This window comes from Burkholderia sp. 9779_493, from assembly GCF_015712215.1.
Lineage (GTDB): Bacteria > Pseudomonadota > Gammaproteobacteria > Burkholderiales > Burkholderiaceae > Burkholderia > Burkholderia cenocepacia.
Genome location: NZ_JACCQA010000006.1, coordinates 195003 through 209010 on the forward strand (window position 1 = coordinate 195003; position 14008 = coordinate 209010).

Annotated in this window: 12 protein-coding genes; 5 read left to right on the plus strand and 7 right to left on the minus strand. The window is 68.5% G+C overall.

Annotated features, from left to right (window positions below):
* Positions 1–119 precede the first annotated feature (119 nt).
* Complete coding sequence (locus H0X95_RS08305) at positions 120–1211, plus strand: porin (RefSeq protein WP_034203094.1); 1092 nt, start codon at positions 120–122, stop codon at positions 1209–1211.
* A gap of 67 nt (positions 1212–1278) precedes the next feature.
* Here H0X95_RS08305 and H0X95_RS08310 read toward each other — a convergent pair whose 3' ends face one another.
* The 6 genes from H0X95_RS08310 to H0X95_RS08335 all read right to left on the minus strand — a co-directional run bounded on the left by H0X95_RS08310 (position 1279) and on the right by H0X95_RS08335 (position 9946).
* Entirely contained in the window at positions 1279–3519 is a 2241-nt protein-coding gene (locus H0X95_RS08310) for a TOMM precursor leader peptide-binding protein (protein WP_196446018.1), read from the minus strand.
* A 93-nt stretch (positions 3520–3612) separates the two neighbouring features.
* Positions 3613–3975: a BMA_0021/BMA_0022 family TOMM bacteriocin gene (locus H0X95_RS08315; protein ID WP_006494601.1), complete on the minus strand. Its 363-nt coding sequence runs from the start codon at positions 3973–3975 to the stop codon at positions 3613–3615.
* Between the two features lie 16 nt (positions 3976–3991).
* A complete protein-coding gene (locus H0X95_RS08320) occupies positions 3992–4336 on the minus strand; it encodes a BMA_0021/BMA_0022 family TOMM bacteriocin (RefSeq protein ID WP_006488524.1) in 345 nt (114 codons plus the stop codon).
* Positions 4337–4370: 34 nt separating this feature from the next.
* Positions 4371–8423 (minus strand): TOMM system kinase/cyclase fusion protein, encoded by a 4053-nt coding sequence (locus H0X95_RS08325; protein WP_196446019.1) that lies wholly within the window; start codon positions 8421–8423, stop codon positions 4371–4373.
* Positions 8420–9421, minus strand: coding sequence for an FHA domain-containing protein (locus H0X95_RS08330; protein WP_034178667.1), 1002 nt, complete (start codon positions 9419–9421; stop codon positions 8420–8422). Before H0X95_RS08330 ends, H0X95_RS08325 begins: the two co-directional genes overlap by 4 nt.
* Before the next feature lie 123 nt (positions 9422–9544).
* On the minus strand, positions 9545–9946 hold the full coding sequence (locus H0X95_RS08335; RefSeq protein ID WP_196446020.1) for a hypothetical protein: 402 nt from the start codon (positions 9944–9946) through the stop codon (positions 9545–9547).
* Between the two features lie 284 nt (positions 9947–10230).
* Here H0X95_RS08335 and H0X95_RS08340 point away from each other — a divergent pair, with 284 nt between their 5' ends.
* The 3 genes from H0X95_RS08340 to H0X95_RS08350 all read left to right on the plus strand — a co-directional run bounded on the left by H0X95_RS08340 (position 10231) and on the right by H0X95_RS08350 (position 12183).
* Positions 10231–10938 (plus strand): PadR family transcriptional regulator, encoded by a 708-nt coding sequence (locus tag H0X95_RS08340; RefSeq protein WP_012492994.1) that lies wholly within the window; start codon positions 10231–10233, stop codon positions 10936–10938.
* Positions 10939–10976: 38 nt separating this feature from the next.
* Positions 10977–11798, plus strand: a complete 822-nt coding sequence (locus H0X95_RS08345) for a siderophore-interacting protein (protein ID WP_006494605.1) — start codon at positions 10977–10979, stop codon at positions 11796–11798.
* 151 nt (positions 11799–11949) lie between these two features.
* Positions 11950–12183, plus strand: coding sequence for a hypothetical protein (locus tag H0X95_RS08350; RefSeq protein ID WP_006485180.1), 234 nt, complete (start codon positions 11950–11952; stop codon positions 12181–12183).
* Between the two features lie 24 nt (positions 12184–12207).
* On the opposite strand, the gene H0X95_RS08355 is transcribed toward H0X95_RS08350, so the two are convergent.
* Positions 12208–12789, minus strand: coding sequence for an undecaprenyl-diphosphatase (locus tag H0X95_RS08355; protein ID WP_059720973.1), 582 nt, complete (start codon positions 12787–12789; stop codon positions 12208–12210).
* A 434-nt stretch (positions 12790–13223) separates the two neighbouring features.
* On the opposite strand from H0X95_RS08355, the gene H0X95_RS08360 reads away from it, so the two are divergent.
* Positions 13224–13964: an acetoacetate decarboxylase gene (locus H0X95_RS08360; protein WP_006485181.1), complete on the plus strand. Its 741-nt coding sequence runs from the start codon at positions 13224–13226 to the stop codon at positions 13962–13964.
* Positions 13965–14008: the final 44 nt, after the last annotated feature.

Sequence of the window (14008 nt, forward strand, 5' to 3'; positions counted from 1 at the left end):
CACGGCTTCCCGTGACCGTCGCCGAACCGGGTTCGCCCGGTTCCCGTTTCTTCATATCAATCAGTAGTCCCATTAAAAAATATCCGGCTCGACCGGATCATGTGAGGAGCACTTTGGAGATGACGAAAAAGACCTTTCTGGCCCTCGCGGCCTGCACGCTTCCGGCCGCGGCATTCGCCCAGAGCAGCGTGACGATGTTCGGGCTGATGGATGCCGGCATCAGCTACGTCAGCAATCAGGGCGGCCACGGCGCCGCGAAATTCGACGACAACATCTTCTTTCCGAACCTGCTCGGCTTCGAAGGCAAGGAGGATCTCGGCGCGGGCACGCGCGCGATCTTCCGGCTCGTCAACCAGTATTCGCTCGGCAACGGCTCGATCATCGGCGGCGGGCTGTTCGCGCGCACGGCCTATGTCGGGTTGCAGAACGACCGGTACGGCACGCTGACGCTCGGCAACCAGTACGAATTCATGGTCGATGCGCTGGCCGCCAGCGGCAACGAGATCGCGCAGGATCTCGTCGGCCTGTACGGCTTTCGCAACGGGCCGTTCGACCGGCTCGCGCTGCCGAACAACCCGACCGGCGCATTCGACTGGGACCGCGTCGCGGGCAGCAATCGCGTCGCGAATTCGGTCAAGTACACGAGCCCGTCGCTGTCGGGCCTGACTGTCGGCGCGCTGTACGGCTTCGGCAACGTCGCGGGATCGATCGGTGCGAACAACACGGTCAGCATCGGCGCGAGCTACGATCGCGGCCCGTTCGGCGCGGGCGCCGCCTATACGAACCAGAAATACGGCGCGGCCGGCGGGCTGCCGCCCACCAGCGTGCGCAACTGGGGCGCGGGCGTGCACTACACGTTCGGCACGGTCACGGGCAAGGCGCTCGTCACGACCGTGCACAACGCGCGGAACGGCGCGGGGGCGTGGTCGGCGGAAGCCGGCGCCGCGTGGCGGCCGTCGCCGGTATGGGTGATCGGCGCGAGCTACACGTACATGAAAGGCAACGACACGCTCGACAACGCGCACGCGCACCAGTTGCTCGCCGCCGTCCAGTACTGGCTGTCGAAGCGCACGATGGTGTACGTGGCCGGCGTGCATCAACGCGCGAGCCACGGCAGCAATGCGCAGATCAACGGCGTGATGGATGCGAACGGCGCATCGAGCGGCGCGCTGCAGTCGATCGCGCGGGTGGGGTTCAGTACGCGGTTCTGATCCGGCGCGGGCTGTCGACGTTCCGGCAGCCCGCGCGGTTCGCCGACAACACGATTGCGCGCGCAGGTCACAGAAACAGCAGCGCCGGATTCAGCGCCGTTTCGTCGCACGGCCGCGCACGCCAACCCAGCGCCACCGGAACCGAATAAAGCCGCCGCGCGCCGAAACGCGGCCAGAAATGGCACAGCCCGGGCGCGATCACCTGCACCACGGACAACCCGATGTCGGGCCGCGTCTTGTCGACGACGAGCACGTCCATCCCGGCCGCCGCGATCCGCCCGACACAATGCGCGATCGCCGCCGGCAACGACGCGATATCGAGCGGCTGCCACGTCGAATGCGTCGTGGCGGGCGTGCCTGGCGCCGGATACAGAAATCCCGTCGACGAAAGCATGTCGCGATCCCACGGATCGGGCGCATCCGCCGCGATATCGAGCAACTGGTTGACCTCGGTCAGCGCGCGCTGCACCGCGATCCTGCCATCAGGATGACAGCCGAAACCGATCGAGAAACGTCCGTCCTGCAGATTTTCCGCGAGCGCGGCCACGGTCGGCACCGTGAGATCGGTGGTGATGTCGAGCGCCCACACACGCCATCCGAACGTCGCGTATTCGTGCACGAGCGCGTCGAAGTACGGATCGGCGAAGCTCGCGAGATCGATGCCGGGGCGTTCGATCCGGTTGTACCACCAGATCGCGACCGCATCGCGCTCGATCAGCTCGAGCATGCCTTGCAGCATCGCCTCGTCGAGGCTCGATCCCGCCGCGCAGCCGTTCGGATTGTGCACGCAGGCGGCAGGCGCCCGCGCACTGTCGGGCGTTTCCGCGTAGCAATAGCTCAGCGGCACGAGACGGCGCCGACCGTCGACGAGCGACCACGCAGGCGTCCAGTCGATCACGTCGCGCGACGTGAAGCGCGGCGGCACCTGCTTGCGGACATCGCGCGTCAATGCGTTGATCGCGTCGCGCGCGTCGAATTGCCGTTCGCTGAACTGCTGAAGCGCGTTCACGTGGATCGGCTCGGCGTCGCAAGCCGGATCGGCGCGCAGGCCGTCGATGCTGCCGGTCACCGTTGCCTCGTCGCCTTGATACACGCTGCTGAAGCGTTCGAGCGCCTCGCACAGCGCGCTGGTGCGGGCCTGCTCGTCGGTGCGCCCCTTGCCGGAGCAGAGCCTGTCGAACCGGTTGCTGTCCGGTACGGCGGCCGGGCACACGAGAAAGCCCGACGCATAGACCTTGCGCAGGCCCGCGTGCCGCTTCGGCATCGGATGCAGATACGCGATCGCGCCGCTGACCGGCGAGATCAGGTGCGCGTGGCGCGCGAACACCTGCTGCGGATCGGCGGTCCGGTAGCCGCCGTCCGCGCGCGCCAGCGGCGCAGGCGCGGCGAGCCGCGGCGCACGCGCCGCCTGCTCGCGCATCCACAAGGGATGGCCGCAGCACGGGCATTGCGGCCGCCTGACCACGCGGTGCCGTTCGACGGTCAGCGTGTCGAGGCGCTGCGCGACGATATGCGTCTGCAAACGCTCCGCGACCGCGCGGTTGACCGCGATCTGCTCGACCGTCGCGGCCACGAGCGCGGCCGCCGCCGCGGCCCCGGCTCGCGAGGCTGCCGGCGGCACGTGCGTCGCGTCGCGGCCATGACGGCGCGCCAGCAGCGCCTCGACCGGCCGGTTGACGCGAATCCAGTAGCGCACGCATTCGACGCACGGCGCGTCGGCAAGCGCGTCGACGCCGCCGGCCAGCAACGGCCCGATCAGCGTCTGCACACCGCCGGCCGCGACGACGAGCAGCGCACCGCCGCGCGCCGCCACGCGGGCGGCGCATGCGGCGAGATCGTCGCGGTCGTGCGTATCGACGATCGCGACGGTCAGTTCGGCTTCCTTGGCGATGCCGATACCGGCCATGTCGAGCGCGCGCCGGAGCGGCGCGCCGTCCGCACCGAACGTCTCCACCGCGACCCGCAGTTGCGCGACGCGCGCGCACGCCGCGTCGCCGTCGAGCCCGGCGCGCTCGAAATAGCCGCGCGCCGCATCGTCGCCGTGCGGCGGATCGGCGCGCACGTAGCCGCGCCGCACCAGATGGTCGAGCCGCGCGAGCACGTCCCATTCGCCGAACGTGCCGGCCAGCGACGTCACGATCTCGGCAATCGTCATGCGCGCTCGCAGGCACGCGGCGATCCGCACGAAGATCGCGCCGGACAGCATCGCGCGCTTGAATTCGTCGACGACGAACAGCGTATCGGGCCCGGCATCGAGCACGAGCAAGTGCGGCTTGAAGCGCAACACGCGCGAAAGATCATCGAGCATGCATCGGGCTCCGTGCGACGGGTCGGACAAACGTCGCGCGGCCCGGGCAACCGCTCCGGGCCGCGTGACGGTGCGCGGGTCGGCCGCGCCCGGTCAACAGCAGGTGAACAGGTAACACGGCCCCGCGTCGCAGTAGGCCGCGAGCGCCACGGCCTCCTCGTCCAGGTGCACCGGCTGCTCCGGTATGCCGACCGTCATCACGTTGCGCGGCAGGTTCCAGCTCCCGCCGCCTTTCCCGTCGCTCGTCCAGCCATGATCGCCGCCCGTCTTCTCGATATCGATGTCGATGATCCACGGGCACTGATAGCCGAAGTATTTCGCGAGCGTATCCAGCGGCCGGTCCAGCAATTCGGTCTTGAACGCCGGGTCGCGCCACGAAAGCGCGATCGCACGCAGATAGACCTTCTGAAACTCCAGCATCGATTCGAGCGTCGGATTCGCGTTGTCCTTTGCCATGTCGGTTTCCCCGGAGTCATTCCATGATGGTGATGTGGTCCGCGTTGTACGCGGCCAGCGCCTGCGCGAACTGCGTCTCGTCGGCCGGCGCGGGCGGCAGGTACAGCGTGAGCCTGTTTTTCTGGCCGGCCGTCCAGTCGCCGTTGACGGTCGGCGTCCATTCCGACGATTTGAGCTGCACCTTCAGGTCGAGCTTGAACGGGAAGTGATAGTCGAACTGCTCGCGCAATGCGTGGACCGGATCGGCCTCGAGCTTGTCGAGAAACGCCGGCGAATGCCACGCGAGGGCGATCGCCCGGATGACGGTCGCGCGGTATTCGAGAAACTGTTCGTACGTCGGTAATCGAAGATCCTTGCTCATCGGTCTGCTCTCCTGAATGACGGGTTTGAACTGCTTACGGCAACGACTGCAACGTCGCTTCGGCGAGCCTGGCGATGCGGCCCATGCCCGCCGTCGTTGCAATTTCGACTGCGCGCCGGCATGCGTCCAGCGCGGCCACGCCGCCGCAACGCGGATCGGCCCGGCACAAGTACTCGCTCTGCTTCAGCAATAGTTGTGCTTCGTAATACCGTTCGCCGCTCGATTCGCACCAGGCGAGACACTGCCCGATCTGCGCGAGCGCCGCGTCATGGTCGCCGCGTTCGGCATCCAGTTCGGCCAGCAGCGATGCGTAGTAGGTCAGCCCAAGCAGGCCGCCCGACTGCCGCTGCGCGTCGAGATGCGCGACGACGCCCGCGCGATCGCGTTGCGTCCACGCGTGAATGATCGCGGCGTAGTGCCCGACCGCGCGCAGCCGGTGCGCGTCCGCGAGGCGGAGAATCGCCTCGGACACTGCTCGCGCCGCGTCGCGATCGCCCGCGAGCTGATGCGTGCGCGCGAGGTACATCATCGTGACGCCGAGCGTCGGCAGATGATCGAGGCAGGTCGCGCGATACACGGCTTCGTGCGCCATCGCGAGCGCCGGCTGAGGATCGTCGTCCATGCACCAGCGCACGCTGGCGAGCGACGCCATCGTCCATGCGCGCGTATCGAGCCCCAGGATGCGCCGGTGCCCCGCGTCGCGTCGCACGTCGTAACCGGCCAGCACCGCGTCGAACGCGGCACGCGCGCGCGCATAGTCGCCGTCGACCCACAGGCTCATGCCGCGCATCGCGTCCGCCGCGACCTGCACGCCCGCCTCGCCGCGCTCGGTCGCGAGCGTGTCGAGCCGCTTGCCGATCCGGCGCACGGTCGCGCGGTCGCCAGCGACGTGGTAGTAGGTCGACAGCGTCCACAACGCGCTGATCTCGAGCTCCGGGTCGTCGAGCGTCTGCGTCTGCCGCAGCAACTGTTCCGCATGCTCGCGTACCTGCGCATCGGCCCAGCCGAAGCGCGCCATCGTCGCGTGCGTCAACGTGGCGCGGATGCGTGCGCGGTCGTGCTCGCGCTGCGCGTGATCGGCGGTGGCGAGCCAATCGAACACGGCCTGCCCGTAACGGATCGCATCGTCGTATCGCGAACGTTCGAGCGCGCGGCGCGCCGCGTCGATGCCGTGCGCGATCGCGTCCGCGCACGCGCCGGCGCGCGCGAAGTGTCCGGCGACGCCGAACGCATGCGCCCCGGCGCCGCGATCGGCCTGCGCGAGCAGCGCACGGCCGACGCGCGCGTGGTTGCCGCGCCGCACCGCGGGCGGCATCGATTCGTATGCGGCGTCGCGAATCAGCGCATGGCGGAACGCATAGAACACGCGGTCGCGCCGATGTTGCGCATACACGATCCGCTCCTCGCGCAGCAGCCGCAGATGCGCGTCGAGCGTGACCCGATCGTGCGGCGACGCGTCGGCGAGCAATTGCGCATCCACTTCGAGCCCGATGGTTGCGGCGAGCTGCGCAGTGTCGCGCGCGTCGTCGATCCGGTCGAAGGCCAGGCCGAGCATGCCACCGAGGCTGAGCGGCAGCGGATACGGGTCCGTTGCCGCAGGCCCCGCGAGCGGACCGTCCGCGCCGCTCACCGTCAGCTCGCGCGCGACGGCCTCGATGAACAGCGGAATGCCGGCGGTGCGATCGGCGAGCCGGTCGAGCCACACCGGATCGAACGCGCCCGGGCCCAGATGCGCCGACATCAGACGTTGTGCGTCGTCGCGCGGCAGGCGGCGCAGCACCACGCGATCGGTCGCGCCGCGCCAGCGCGCGAGCTTGTCGGGGCGCGACGTGAGCACGATGCACAGTGCCGCTGCGCGCGGCGAGTGCTGCAGATACGCGAGAAACTCCTCGGTCGAGCGATCGAGCCACTGAACGTCCTCGATCACGAGCAGCACCGGCGCGCCGTTGCCGAGCGACACGATCAGTTGCTCGAGGACGTCGAACAGCGCGTGCTGCTCGCGCGCGCTCGACCACAGCAGCCCGTTCGCATCGCAGGGCAGCCCGAGCCAGGTCGCGAGCGCGACACGCGCCGCCGCATGGTCGCAATCGAGCGGCGCGATCATCGCGTCGATCGCCGCGAGCGCCGCGCCGGGCGCGCGATCGGCGTCGACCTGCCAGTGCGCGGCGATGAACCGCAGGACCGGAAACAACGCGTGGTTCTCGCGTTCGGGCAGGCAGCCGCACTGCGCGAAGGCATGGCCGCGGGTCCGCACGGCCTCGCACAGCTCGTGCACGAGCCGCGACTTGCCGAAGCCCGCATCGCCGATCACCAGCCGCGGCACGCCGGGCGGCGCCGGCTCGCCGCGCCTCGCGCGACGATGCCGCTCGTGCGCGTCCTGCCACGCGCGCAGCAACGCGTCGAGCTCGCGCGCGCGGCCGACCATGGGCGTGCGCCTGCCGGCATCGAGCGAATCGAACGGCGTATCGGCGTGCCGCTCGCCGAGCAGTTCATGAACCGGCTGCGACACGACACCCGCGCGCGCGAGCCGCAACGCGGTCGGCCGCGAATCGGCATGCCGTTCGAGCACGAGCCGCGCATCGTCGCTGATCAGAATCTGTCCCGGGCCGGCCAGCCGCAACAGCCGCGATGCCGCGGCGGGCGTCGACACGCCCGACATGTGCGACGCCTGCGCGAGCACCTGCCCGACGTGAATCGCGGCGGCCACTTCGACCCGCCAGCCTTCTTCCGCGCCGGCAGCAGCACGGCCGCCGGCGGCCGGCGGCACCGGCAGCCGCGCGCGCTCGGCGACGCGCACCATGTCGAGCGCCGCCCGCACTGCCCGGCGGGCGGGCCGGTCGATGTCGCCTTGCAGGCCGAAATGGAACAGCAGCGTGTCGCCGAGCCGTCCGCCCGCATGCGCGCCGTAACCGACAGCGATATCGGCGCACTTCGTCAGCCACTGTTCCTCGTAGCCGTCGAGCACCATCCCGTGCTCGGTTCCGGCATGGCGCTGGCGGCCCTCTCCGGCGATCGTCACGCAGCAGCACAGGGTAGTGATCTGCCGGTACTCGCCCACCTCCGCGATCGTCTCGCCGCGCGGCGCAAGCGGTCGCGAACGCGCGTGCCGGCCGGCGCGACCGGCGTCGAACTGGCCGACGAGCGCGGCGAAGTTGAGCGCACGAAACTGCGCCGCGAGCGCCTCGGCCGACGCGGCGCGCTGCCGCGGATTCTTGTTCAGCGCATGCCGCAGCACCGCGCCGAGCGGCAGCGCCGCGATCGACGGCGGGAGCGCCACATCCACCGGGCTCAGTTGCTGATAGAGGATCTCGGCCACGCTTGCGCCTTGCATGACGACCTCGCCCGTCAGGCATTCGATCACGATCAGGCCCCACGCATACAGGTCGCTGGCGGGCGTCGGCGGCTCGTTGCGCAACTGCTCGGGCGCGCAGTAGGGCGGCGAGCCGAGCACCTCGGTCGCGAGCGTCGCGGTCTGGCGCGCGATGTCTTCGGTGCCGGGCAGCAACGCGCCGATGCCGAAATCGAGCAGCTTCGCGTGCGGCCCGTCGTCGGCCATCGCGATCACGATGTTCTGCGGCTTCAGATCGCGATGCACGATGCCGCGCCGATGGGCGGCCGCGAGCGCGTCGAGCACCTCCGTCATCAGCCGCCCGGTGTCGATGGCCGACAGCGGCCCGTCCGCCGCGAGCCGGTCGCGCACCGTCCGGCCCTCGACCAGTTCGAATACGGCGAACAGCCGCCCGTCGGGCGCCTCGCCCTGGTCCAGCAGCGCCACGATGTTCGGATGCCGCAGCGCCTCGCACAGGCTCGTCTCGCGCCGGAAGCGTGCCCGCCGTCGCATCCGCTCCGGCGCAACCAGCGCGGCGTCGTCGCGCATCAGCTTGAGCGCGACGGCGTGCCCCGTCTCGTCGCAGGTCGCCCGAAACACCACGCCGTTGCCGCCTTCGCCGAGCAGCGCGCCGAGCCGGTAATGCCATTTGCCGGCGAGCGTCGCGAAAGGCGCCGCGCGCTTCGACGGTTCTGGTGCGTCCGGGCGGACGGCGGGGTGAGACGCGGTCGGTAGCACGGCCGGTTCTCCCGCGTTCACGGGCAATGGACGACCGGGCCCGGCACCGCGCGCGGCACGCCGAGACGCGGCCCGACGGCCGGCACCGACTCGCATTCGAGATGCTCGCCGCGCATGATCCGGAACGGCACATCGCCGAAGCGGACGCTGCCGCGCCGACGCTCCACGAGCTGGCTCGCGCCCAACCCCGGCAGCGCCGCGAACTGGCTCCGGGCGCGATGGATCTGCACGTTGACATGGGACGCGTCGATGCCGAGCATGCGCGCGAGCCGGTCGAGTTCGATCCACCCTTGCGTGGCGGCGTCGTAGCCGGCCTGCATGTCGGCCGAGCGCGCGCGGGCAAGCGTGACGAGGCTGTAGTGATGGGCGCGTTCGCCGAGGTCGACCACGCCGCCACGGACATGCAGCAGCATGCGCACGTGCTCCTCGTCGCGGCTGACGAAGAATTCGAGCAATTGCGCCGGCGCGGCCGGATCGGCGGGGGCGGCGAGCATCACCGTCGAGCCGTGGCGCGCGAGCGCGAGGCGCCACGCGAAGTCGCCGGTCGACACTTCGTCGCCGTCATGCAGCGCGCGCGGCGGCAACGTGTCGTCGCACAGCCATTCGCCGGCCGGCGAACGAACGATCGTGACCGGCTGCGCGGCAGGCGCCGGCAGGATCTGGCATGGCGCGAGCACGATCGGCGCGGCGGCGCCGCGGATCGGCCACAGCGTATCGGCCGGATCGTCGAGCGACTCGACGCGCCACGGCGCGATGCCGGCCCTGCCGAAGCGGATCACGTCGCCTTGCTGCAGCACCGCATGCTCGCCGTCGCGCAGCGAGACGCCCGATACCGACGTGCCGTTGCTGCTGTGATCGTGGAGCTCCCAGAGCCCGCCGACCCAGCGGATATGGGCGTGGACGCGGGACACCGAGCCGTCCCGGATGACCGTGTCGCAGCGCGCGTCGTCGCGGCCGAACACGTGATACGCGCGGAGCAGGCATGCGTCTCCGGAAGCGTCGTTCTTGAGTATCGCCATGGCCGCCCCGTGTCGGATTCGCCCGGATCGTTCGAGTGACGCATCGACGCTGCCGGGCAAGCGATTGCTTCAATGATCGCGAACAGTGCCGCCCGTTCGCCGCCTCGTTACCTGTTTTTCTGGTCAGCTTCCTGCAAGGGTCGCCCAAGCGTCGCGCGTTATTTCGGCAAATTGAATGGTCGATCGCTTTGTTGTTTTAAAGTCTGGCATCCCGATGAAAATCCTGCCAAATAAAATCGTGCTCCGCAACCGGCATACCTGGATAACGATTTTATATTGCAATGCTTTACCTTTTCGATGAATTTTCGGGTGACGGATAAAGGGTCGAAATTCTTCATCGTGGCTCGCTCTGCCGTGATCCATGCGCCATGGCCGACACGATGATATTGAATGACGGAGTCGGATTAATGACCTTTGCCAACGCGGAATTCTTGTTTGCACGGTGGAAAATAAAATAAAACCGTTTCGATTTTTAAAATAGTTTTCTTCGGCGTTTTTATAATCTTCCCTGTTTAACTTATTCATGAATCCCGCCGCATCGCGGCGAATGTCTCGCGGGGTAGTCGGCAAACGCAGGTGTATCCGCACGACCATGCATCGGGAGGCGTCGATCGAACGGCCGCGACACCGGATGCGGCATCGCGCCCGCCCGGTCGCCGGGATCGATTCACCCACGACATCGCAGGAACGCCCCCAACGGCCGCCTCGTCGCACGCCCCGCCCCACCATCCCGCCCTCAATAATCCCCTTGACGCTGTATCTTTCGATATATATCTTTAGATATGTTTTACGACACACAGGACACGATCATGCGACACAACCACTTCCGCGGCCATGCCCGATGCGACGGTCATGGTGCGCATGACCACCCCGAGGGATTCGCCGGTCTCTGGTACGCGATCGGTCGCCACCGTCGCGGCCACGATGCATTCGGCGGCGGCCCGTTCGGCGGCCGTGGCGGGCGCGGCTTCGGCGATTTCGGCGACGACGGCATGCCGCGCGGCCGCCAGTTCAGCTCCGACGATCTCCAGCTGCTGCTGCTCGCGCTGGTGGCCGAACAGCCCAGCCACGGCTACGAACTGATCAAGGCGCTCGACACACGCTCGAACGGCTTCTACAGCCCGAGCCCCGGCATGGTGTATCCGGCGCTCACCTATCTCGAGGAAGTCGGCTTCGTCGCGTCGCAAGCGGAAGGCAACCGCAAGCGCTATGCGCTGACCGACGCAGGCCGCGCGCATCTCGACGCCCAGCGCGAACGCGTCGACACGCTGTTCGCGCGCCTCACGCACCTCGCCCGCAAGATGGAGTTCATGCGGCGCGCGTTCGCCGGGGAATCGGCGGGCAACGAAGCGCAGGACGAATCGCAAGCCGGCTGGCTGCCGGAATTCGTCGAGGCGCGTCTCGCGCTCAAGCGCGCGCTGCTGCACAAGAGCGCCGCCGACGCCGACGAACAACGCCGCATCGCGGCCATCATGCGCCGCGCGACGGCCGAAATCGAAGGCGGCGCCGGCGCGTGATCCGCGCCGTCCCGTCACCACCCAAGGAGAACGGATCGATGCAGAACACATCCGAGCGCACCGTCACCCGCGTGCGCCACACCCTCAAGTTCCGCCTGCTGCAAGTGCTGCGCGTGCATCCCGTGACGCCGCATCTGCTGCGCGTCACGCTCGGCGGCCCCGATCTCGCGGATTTCGAATCCGCGTCGTTCGACGATCACGTGAAGGTATTTTTCCCGCCGCCGGGCGCGGAACGCCCCGCGCTGCCGACGCTCGGCGCGAACGGCCCCGAGTTTCCGGCCGGCGAACCGAAGCCGGTCGCGCGCGACTTCACGCCGCGCCGCTTCGACCGCGCCGCCCGCGAACTCGATCTGGAATTCGTGCTGAACCATCCGGGCCCGGCATCGCAGTGGGCCGCGCAGGCACGCGTCGGCCAATGGCTCGGCATCGGCGGCCCGCGCGGTTCGTTCGTCGTCCCGACCGGTTTCGACTGGCATCTGCTGATCGGCGACGATACGGCGCTGCCGGCCGTCGCGCGGCGTCTCTCGGAATTGCCGGCCGGCGCGCGCGCGGCGGTCGTGCTGGAAGTCGCGGATCGCACCGCGCAGATCTCGTTCGATACGCGCGCCGACGTGCATGAAATCTGGCGCTTTCGCGCCGAAGCCGACGCGGCGGACGGCGATGCGCTGCTGAATGCCGTGCGCGACCTGCCGCTGCCGTCGTCCGGCGACGGCTACGTGTGGGCGGCCGGCGAAGCGCTGTCGATGCGCGCGGTGCGCCAGCACCTGACCGGCGAGCGCGGCGTCGACAAGTCGCGCATCCGCGCGGCGGCCTACTGGAAGCGCGGCGCGGCGGCCGTGCACGAAACGCTGGAAGACTGAGCGGGGCGGATACCGCTCGACCGGCGGCTGAAACAATCGTGGCGCCGGCGCAGCAGCGGGCTTGGCACCGGCATCGCGGCGGGTATATATGTATGTCTGCGACGCCGCTGTCGGGCGACAGCCGCCGCAGCCCGCCCAGGAGCGCCCGGTCATGACAAAAGAAAGCCACGCTTCGCCTTTCCTTCGCCACCTGAAGATCGCCGGTTATTGCGGCCTCGCCGCGGTCGTCCTCGCGCTGTTCGTCGCGATGTGCGCGATCCTGAAGGAAAGCGCCCTCGACCGCGATGCCGCGCGGCATCCGGCCGATACGCCTGAACTGCACGATGCGGGCGGCAGCCCGTCCGCCTCGGCCGAATCGGCCCGCACATCCGGCTCGTCCGGCTGACGGCGTTCCGCCGCTTCCTTCTGCTTACGGCGCCTGCCGGCGCCCCATCACGACCGCATGCACCGAATCGCCGAGCCGTTCGAGCAGCGCGGTCACGCGTTGCCCGTACAGGTGCGCGGCCAGCGCGCCCACCGTGCCGACCAGCACCCCGCCCGCCATGTCGAACGGCCAGTGCACGCCCGCATAGACGCGCCCCCACGCGATCGCCACGGCCATCGCCGCCATCACGAAACCGGTGACCCGCGTCGTGCCGCCGAGCAGCAGGCCGACCGCCATGCTCCACGCGAACGTCATGTGATCGCTCGGAAACGAACTGTCCGGCGCGTGCGGAATCAGCTGCGTGCCGGCGCCGGCCATGAACGGGCGCGGCGAGAACCAGACATGCCCGAGCATCTGCGCGAGCACGAGCGCCACGCAGACGCCGACGCCGGCTTCGATCGCCTGGCGCCGCGCGGGGCGTGCGCCGAAGATCCAGGTCAGCAGCAGCATCGCGGGCAGCGCATAGACGAGCCAGTCGGCGGCGAAGATCGCGAGGCGGGCAACGCCCGGGTGCGGTGCACCGCCGGCGTTGATGGCGGAAAAGAGGGCGAGATTGAGGTTCTGCATGAATCCGGTTGCGTGGGGCGTCAAGGATCGGCCGGTTGCCCGGCCGGAGTCGAACGATGCTAGAGCGTCGCCGCTTAAGCGGTGCTTAATGCGGCAGCCGCCCGGACAAGGCCCGCGCGGCGAACGCACTTAGAGCCTGCACTGCAACACAAGTTCACACAATTGTCATATTCCCGCGCGACCGTTTCCCGTAAAGGCTCACCCTTGCTCCCGTAAAGACTCACCCTTTTCACACGATGACGTCATCGATGCGTGCGACCATGGCCCGGCCGGCACGCCGTCCAGGCCGTTTGTCTCATTCATCTCAATATTTACGCCGCAAATTATTCGAAATCGGCAACAATTAATTCCAGATGCGGCATCGCACAACGGCAACGCACAGGCATACGATTACGTCCACTCATCCACGAAACGATCAACAACAAGGAGTCCGCATGAAACCCAGCGATGTCCGATCGAAAGCGTTTGCGATGCCGTTGACCAGCCCTGCGTTCCCGATGGGCCCGTACCGTTTCGTCGATCGTGAGTTTCTGATCATCACGTACCGCACCGATCCGGACCGCCTCCGTGAAATCGTCCCCGAGCCGCTGCAGGTCACCGAGCCGCTCGTCCACTACGAATTCATTCGCATGGCCGATTCGACCGGCTTCGGCGATTACACCGAAAGCGGCCAGGTGATCCCGGTCGAATACAACGGTCAGGCGGGCGGCTATACGCTCGCGATGTATCTCGACGATCATCCGCCGATCGCCGGCGGCCGCGAGCTGTGGGGCTTCCCGAAGAAGCTCGCGTCGCCCACGCTGCACGTGAACACCGATCACATCCTGGGCACGCTCGACTACGGCAAGGTGCGCGTCGCGACCGGCACGATGGGCTACAAGCACAAGGAACTCGACATCGACGAGCAGACGAAGCGGCTCGCCGGCCCCAATTTCCTGCTGAAGATCATCCCGCACGTCGACGGCACCGCGCGCGTCTGCGAACTGGTGCGCTATTACATGCAGGACATCAAGATGAAGGGCGCATGGACGGGCCCCGCATCGCTGGAGCTGGCGCCGCACGCGCTCGCGCCGGTGGCCGATCTGCCGGTGCTCGAGATCGTCGAGGCGCGCCACCTCGTCGCGGATTTGACGCTGGGCCTCGGCGAAGTCGTCTACGATTACCTGGCTCAGTAACACGTCCGCAGTCCTTTCTCCCTGTCAATCCTTTCACCACGGGA

Bases quoted from the DNA above. Each gene is read 5' to 3' on its own strand.
- H0X95_RS08305 (WP_034203094.1), top strand. From the start codon at position 120: ATGACGAAAAAGACCTTTCTGGCCCTCGCGGCCTGCACGCTTCCGGCC.
- H0X95_RS08310 (WP_196446018.1), bottom strand. From the start codon at position 3,519: ATGCTCGATGATCTTTCGCGCGTGTTGCGCTTCAAGCCGCACTTGCTC.
- H0X95_RS08315 (WP_006494601.1), bottom strand. From the start codon at position 3,975: ATGGCAAAGGACAACGCGAATCCGACGCTCGAATCGATGCTGGAGTTT.
- H0X95_RS08320 (WP_006488524.1), bottom strand. From the start codon at position 4,336: ATGAGCAAGGATCTTCGATTACCGACGTACGAACAGTTTCTCGAATAC.
- H0X95_RS08330 (WP_034178667.1), bottom strand. From the start codon at position 9,421: ATGGCGATACTCAAGAACGACGCTTCCGGAGACGCATGCCTGCTCCGC.
- H0X95_RS08335 (WP_196446020.1), bottom strand. From the start codon at position 9,946: ATGAATAAGTTAAACAGGGAAGATTATAAAAACGCCGAAGAAAACTAT.
- H0X95_RS08340 (WP_012492994.1), top strand. From the start codon at position 10,231: ATGCGACACAACCACTTCCGCGGCCATGCCCGATGCGACGGTCATGGT.
- H0X95_RS08345 (WP_006494605.1), top strand. From the start codon at position 10,977: ATGCAGAACACATCCGAGCGCACCGTCACCCGCGTGCGCCACACCCTC.
- H0X95_RS08350 (WP_006485180.1), top strand. From the start codon at position 11,950: ATGACAAAAGAAAGCCACGCTTCGCCTTTCCTTCGCCACCTGAAGATC.
- H0X95_RS08355 (WP_059720973.1), bottom strand. From the start codon at position 12,789: ATGCAGAACCTCAATCTCGCCCTCTTTTCCGCCATCAACGCCGGCGGT.
- H0X95_RS08360 (WP_006485181.1), top strand. From the start codon at position 13,224: ATGAAACCCAGCGATGTCCGATCGAAAGCGTTTGCGATGCCGTTGACC.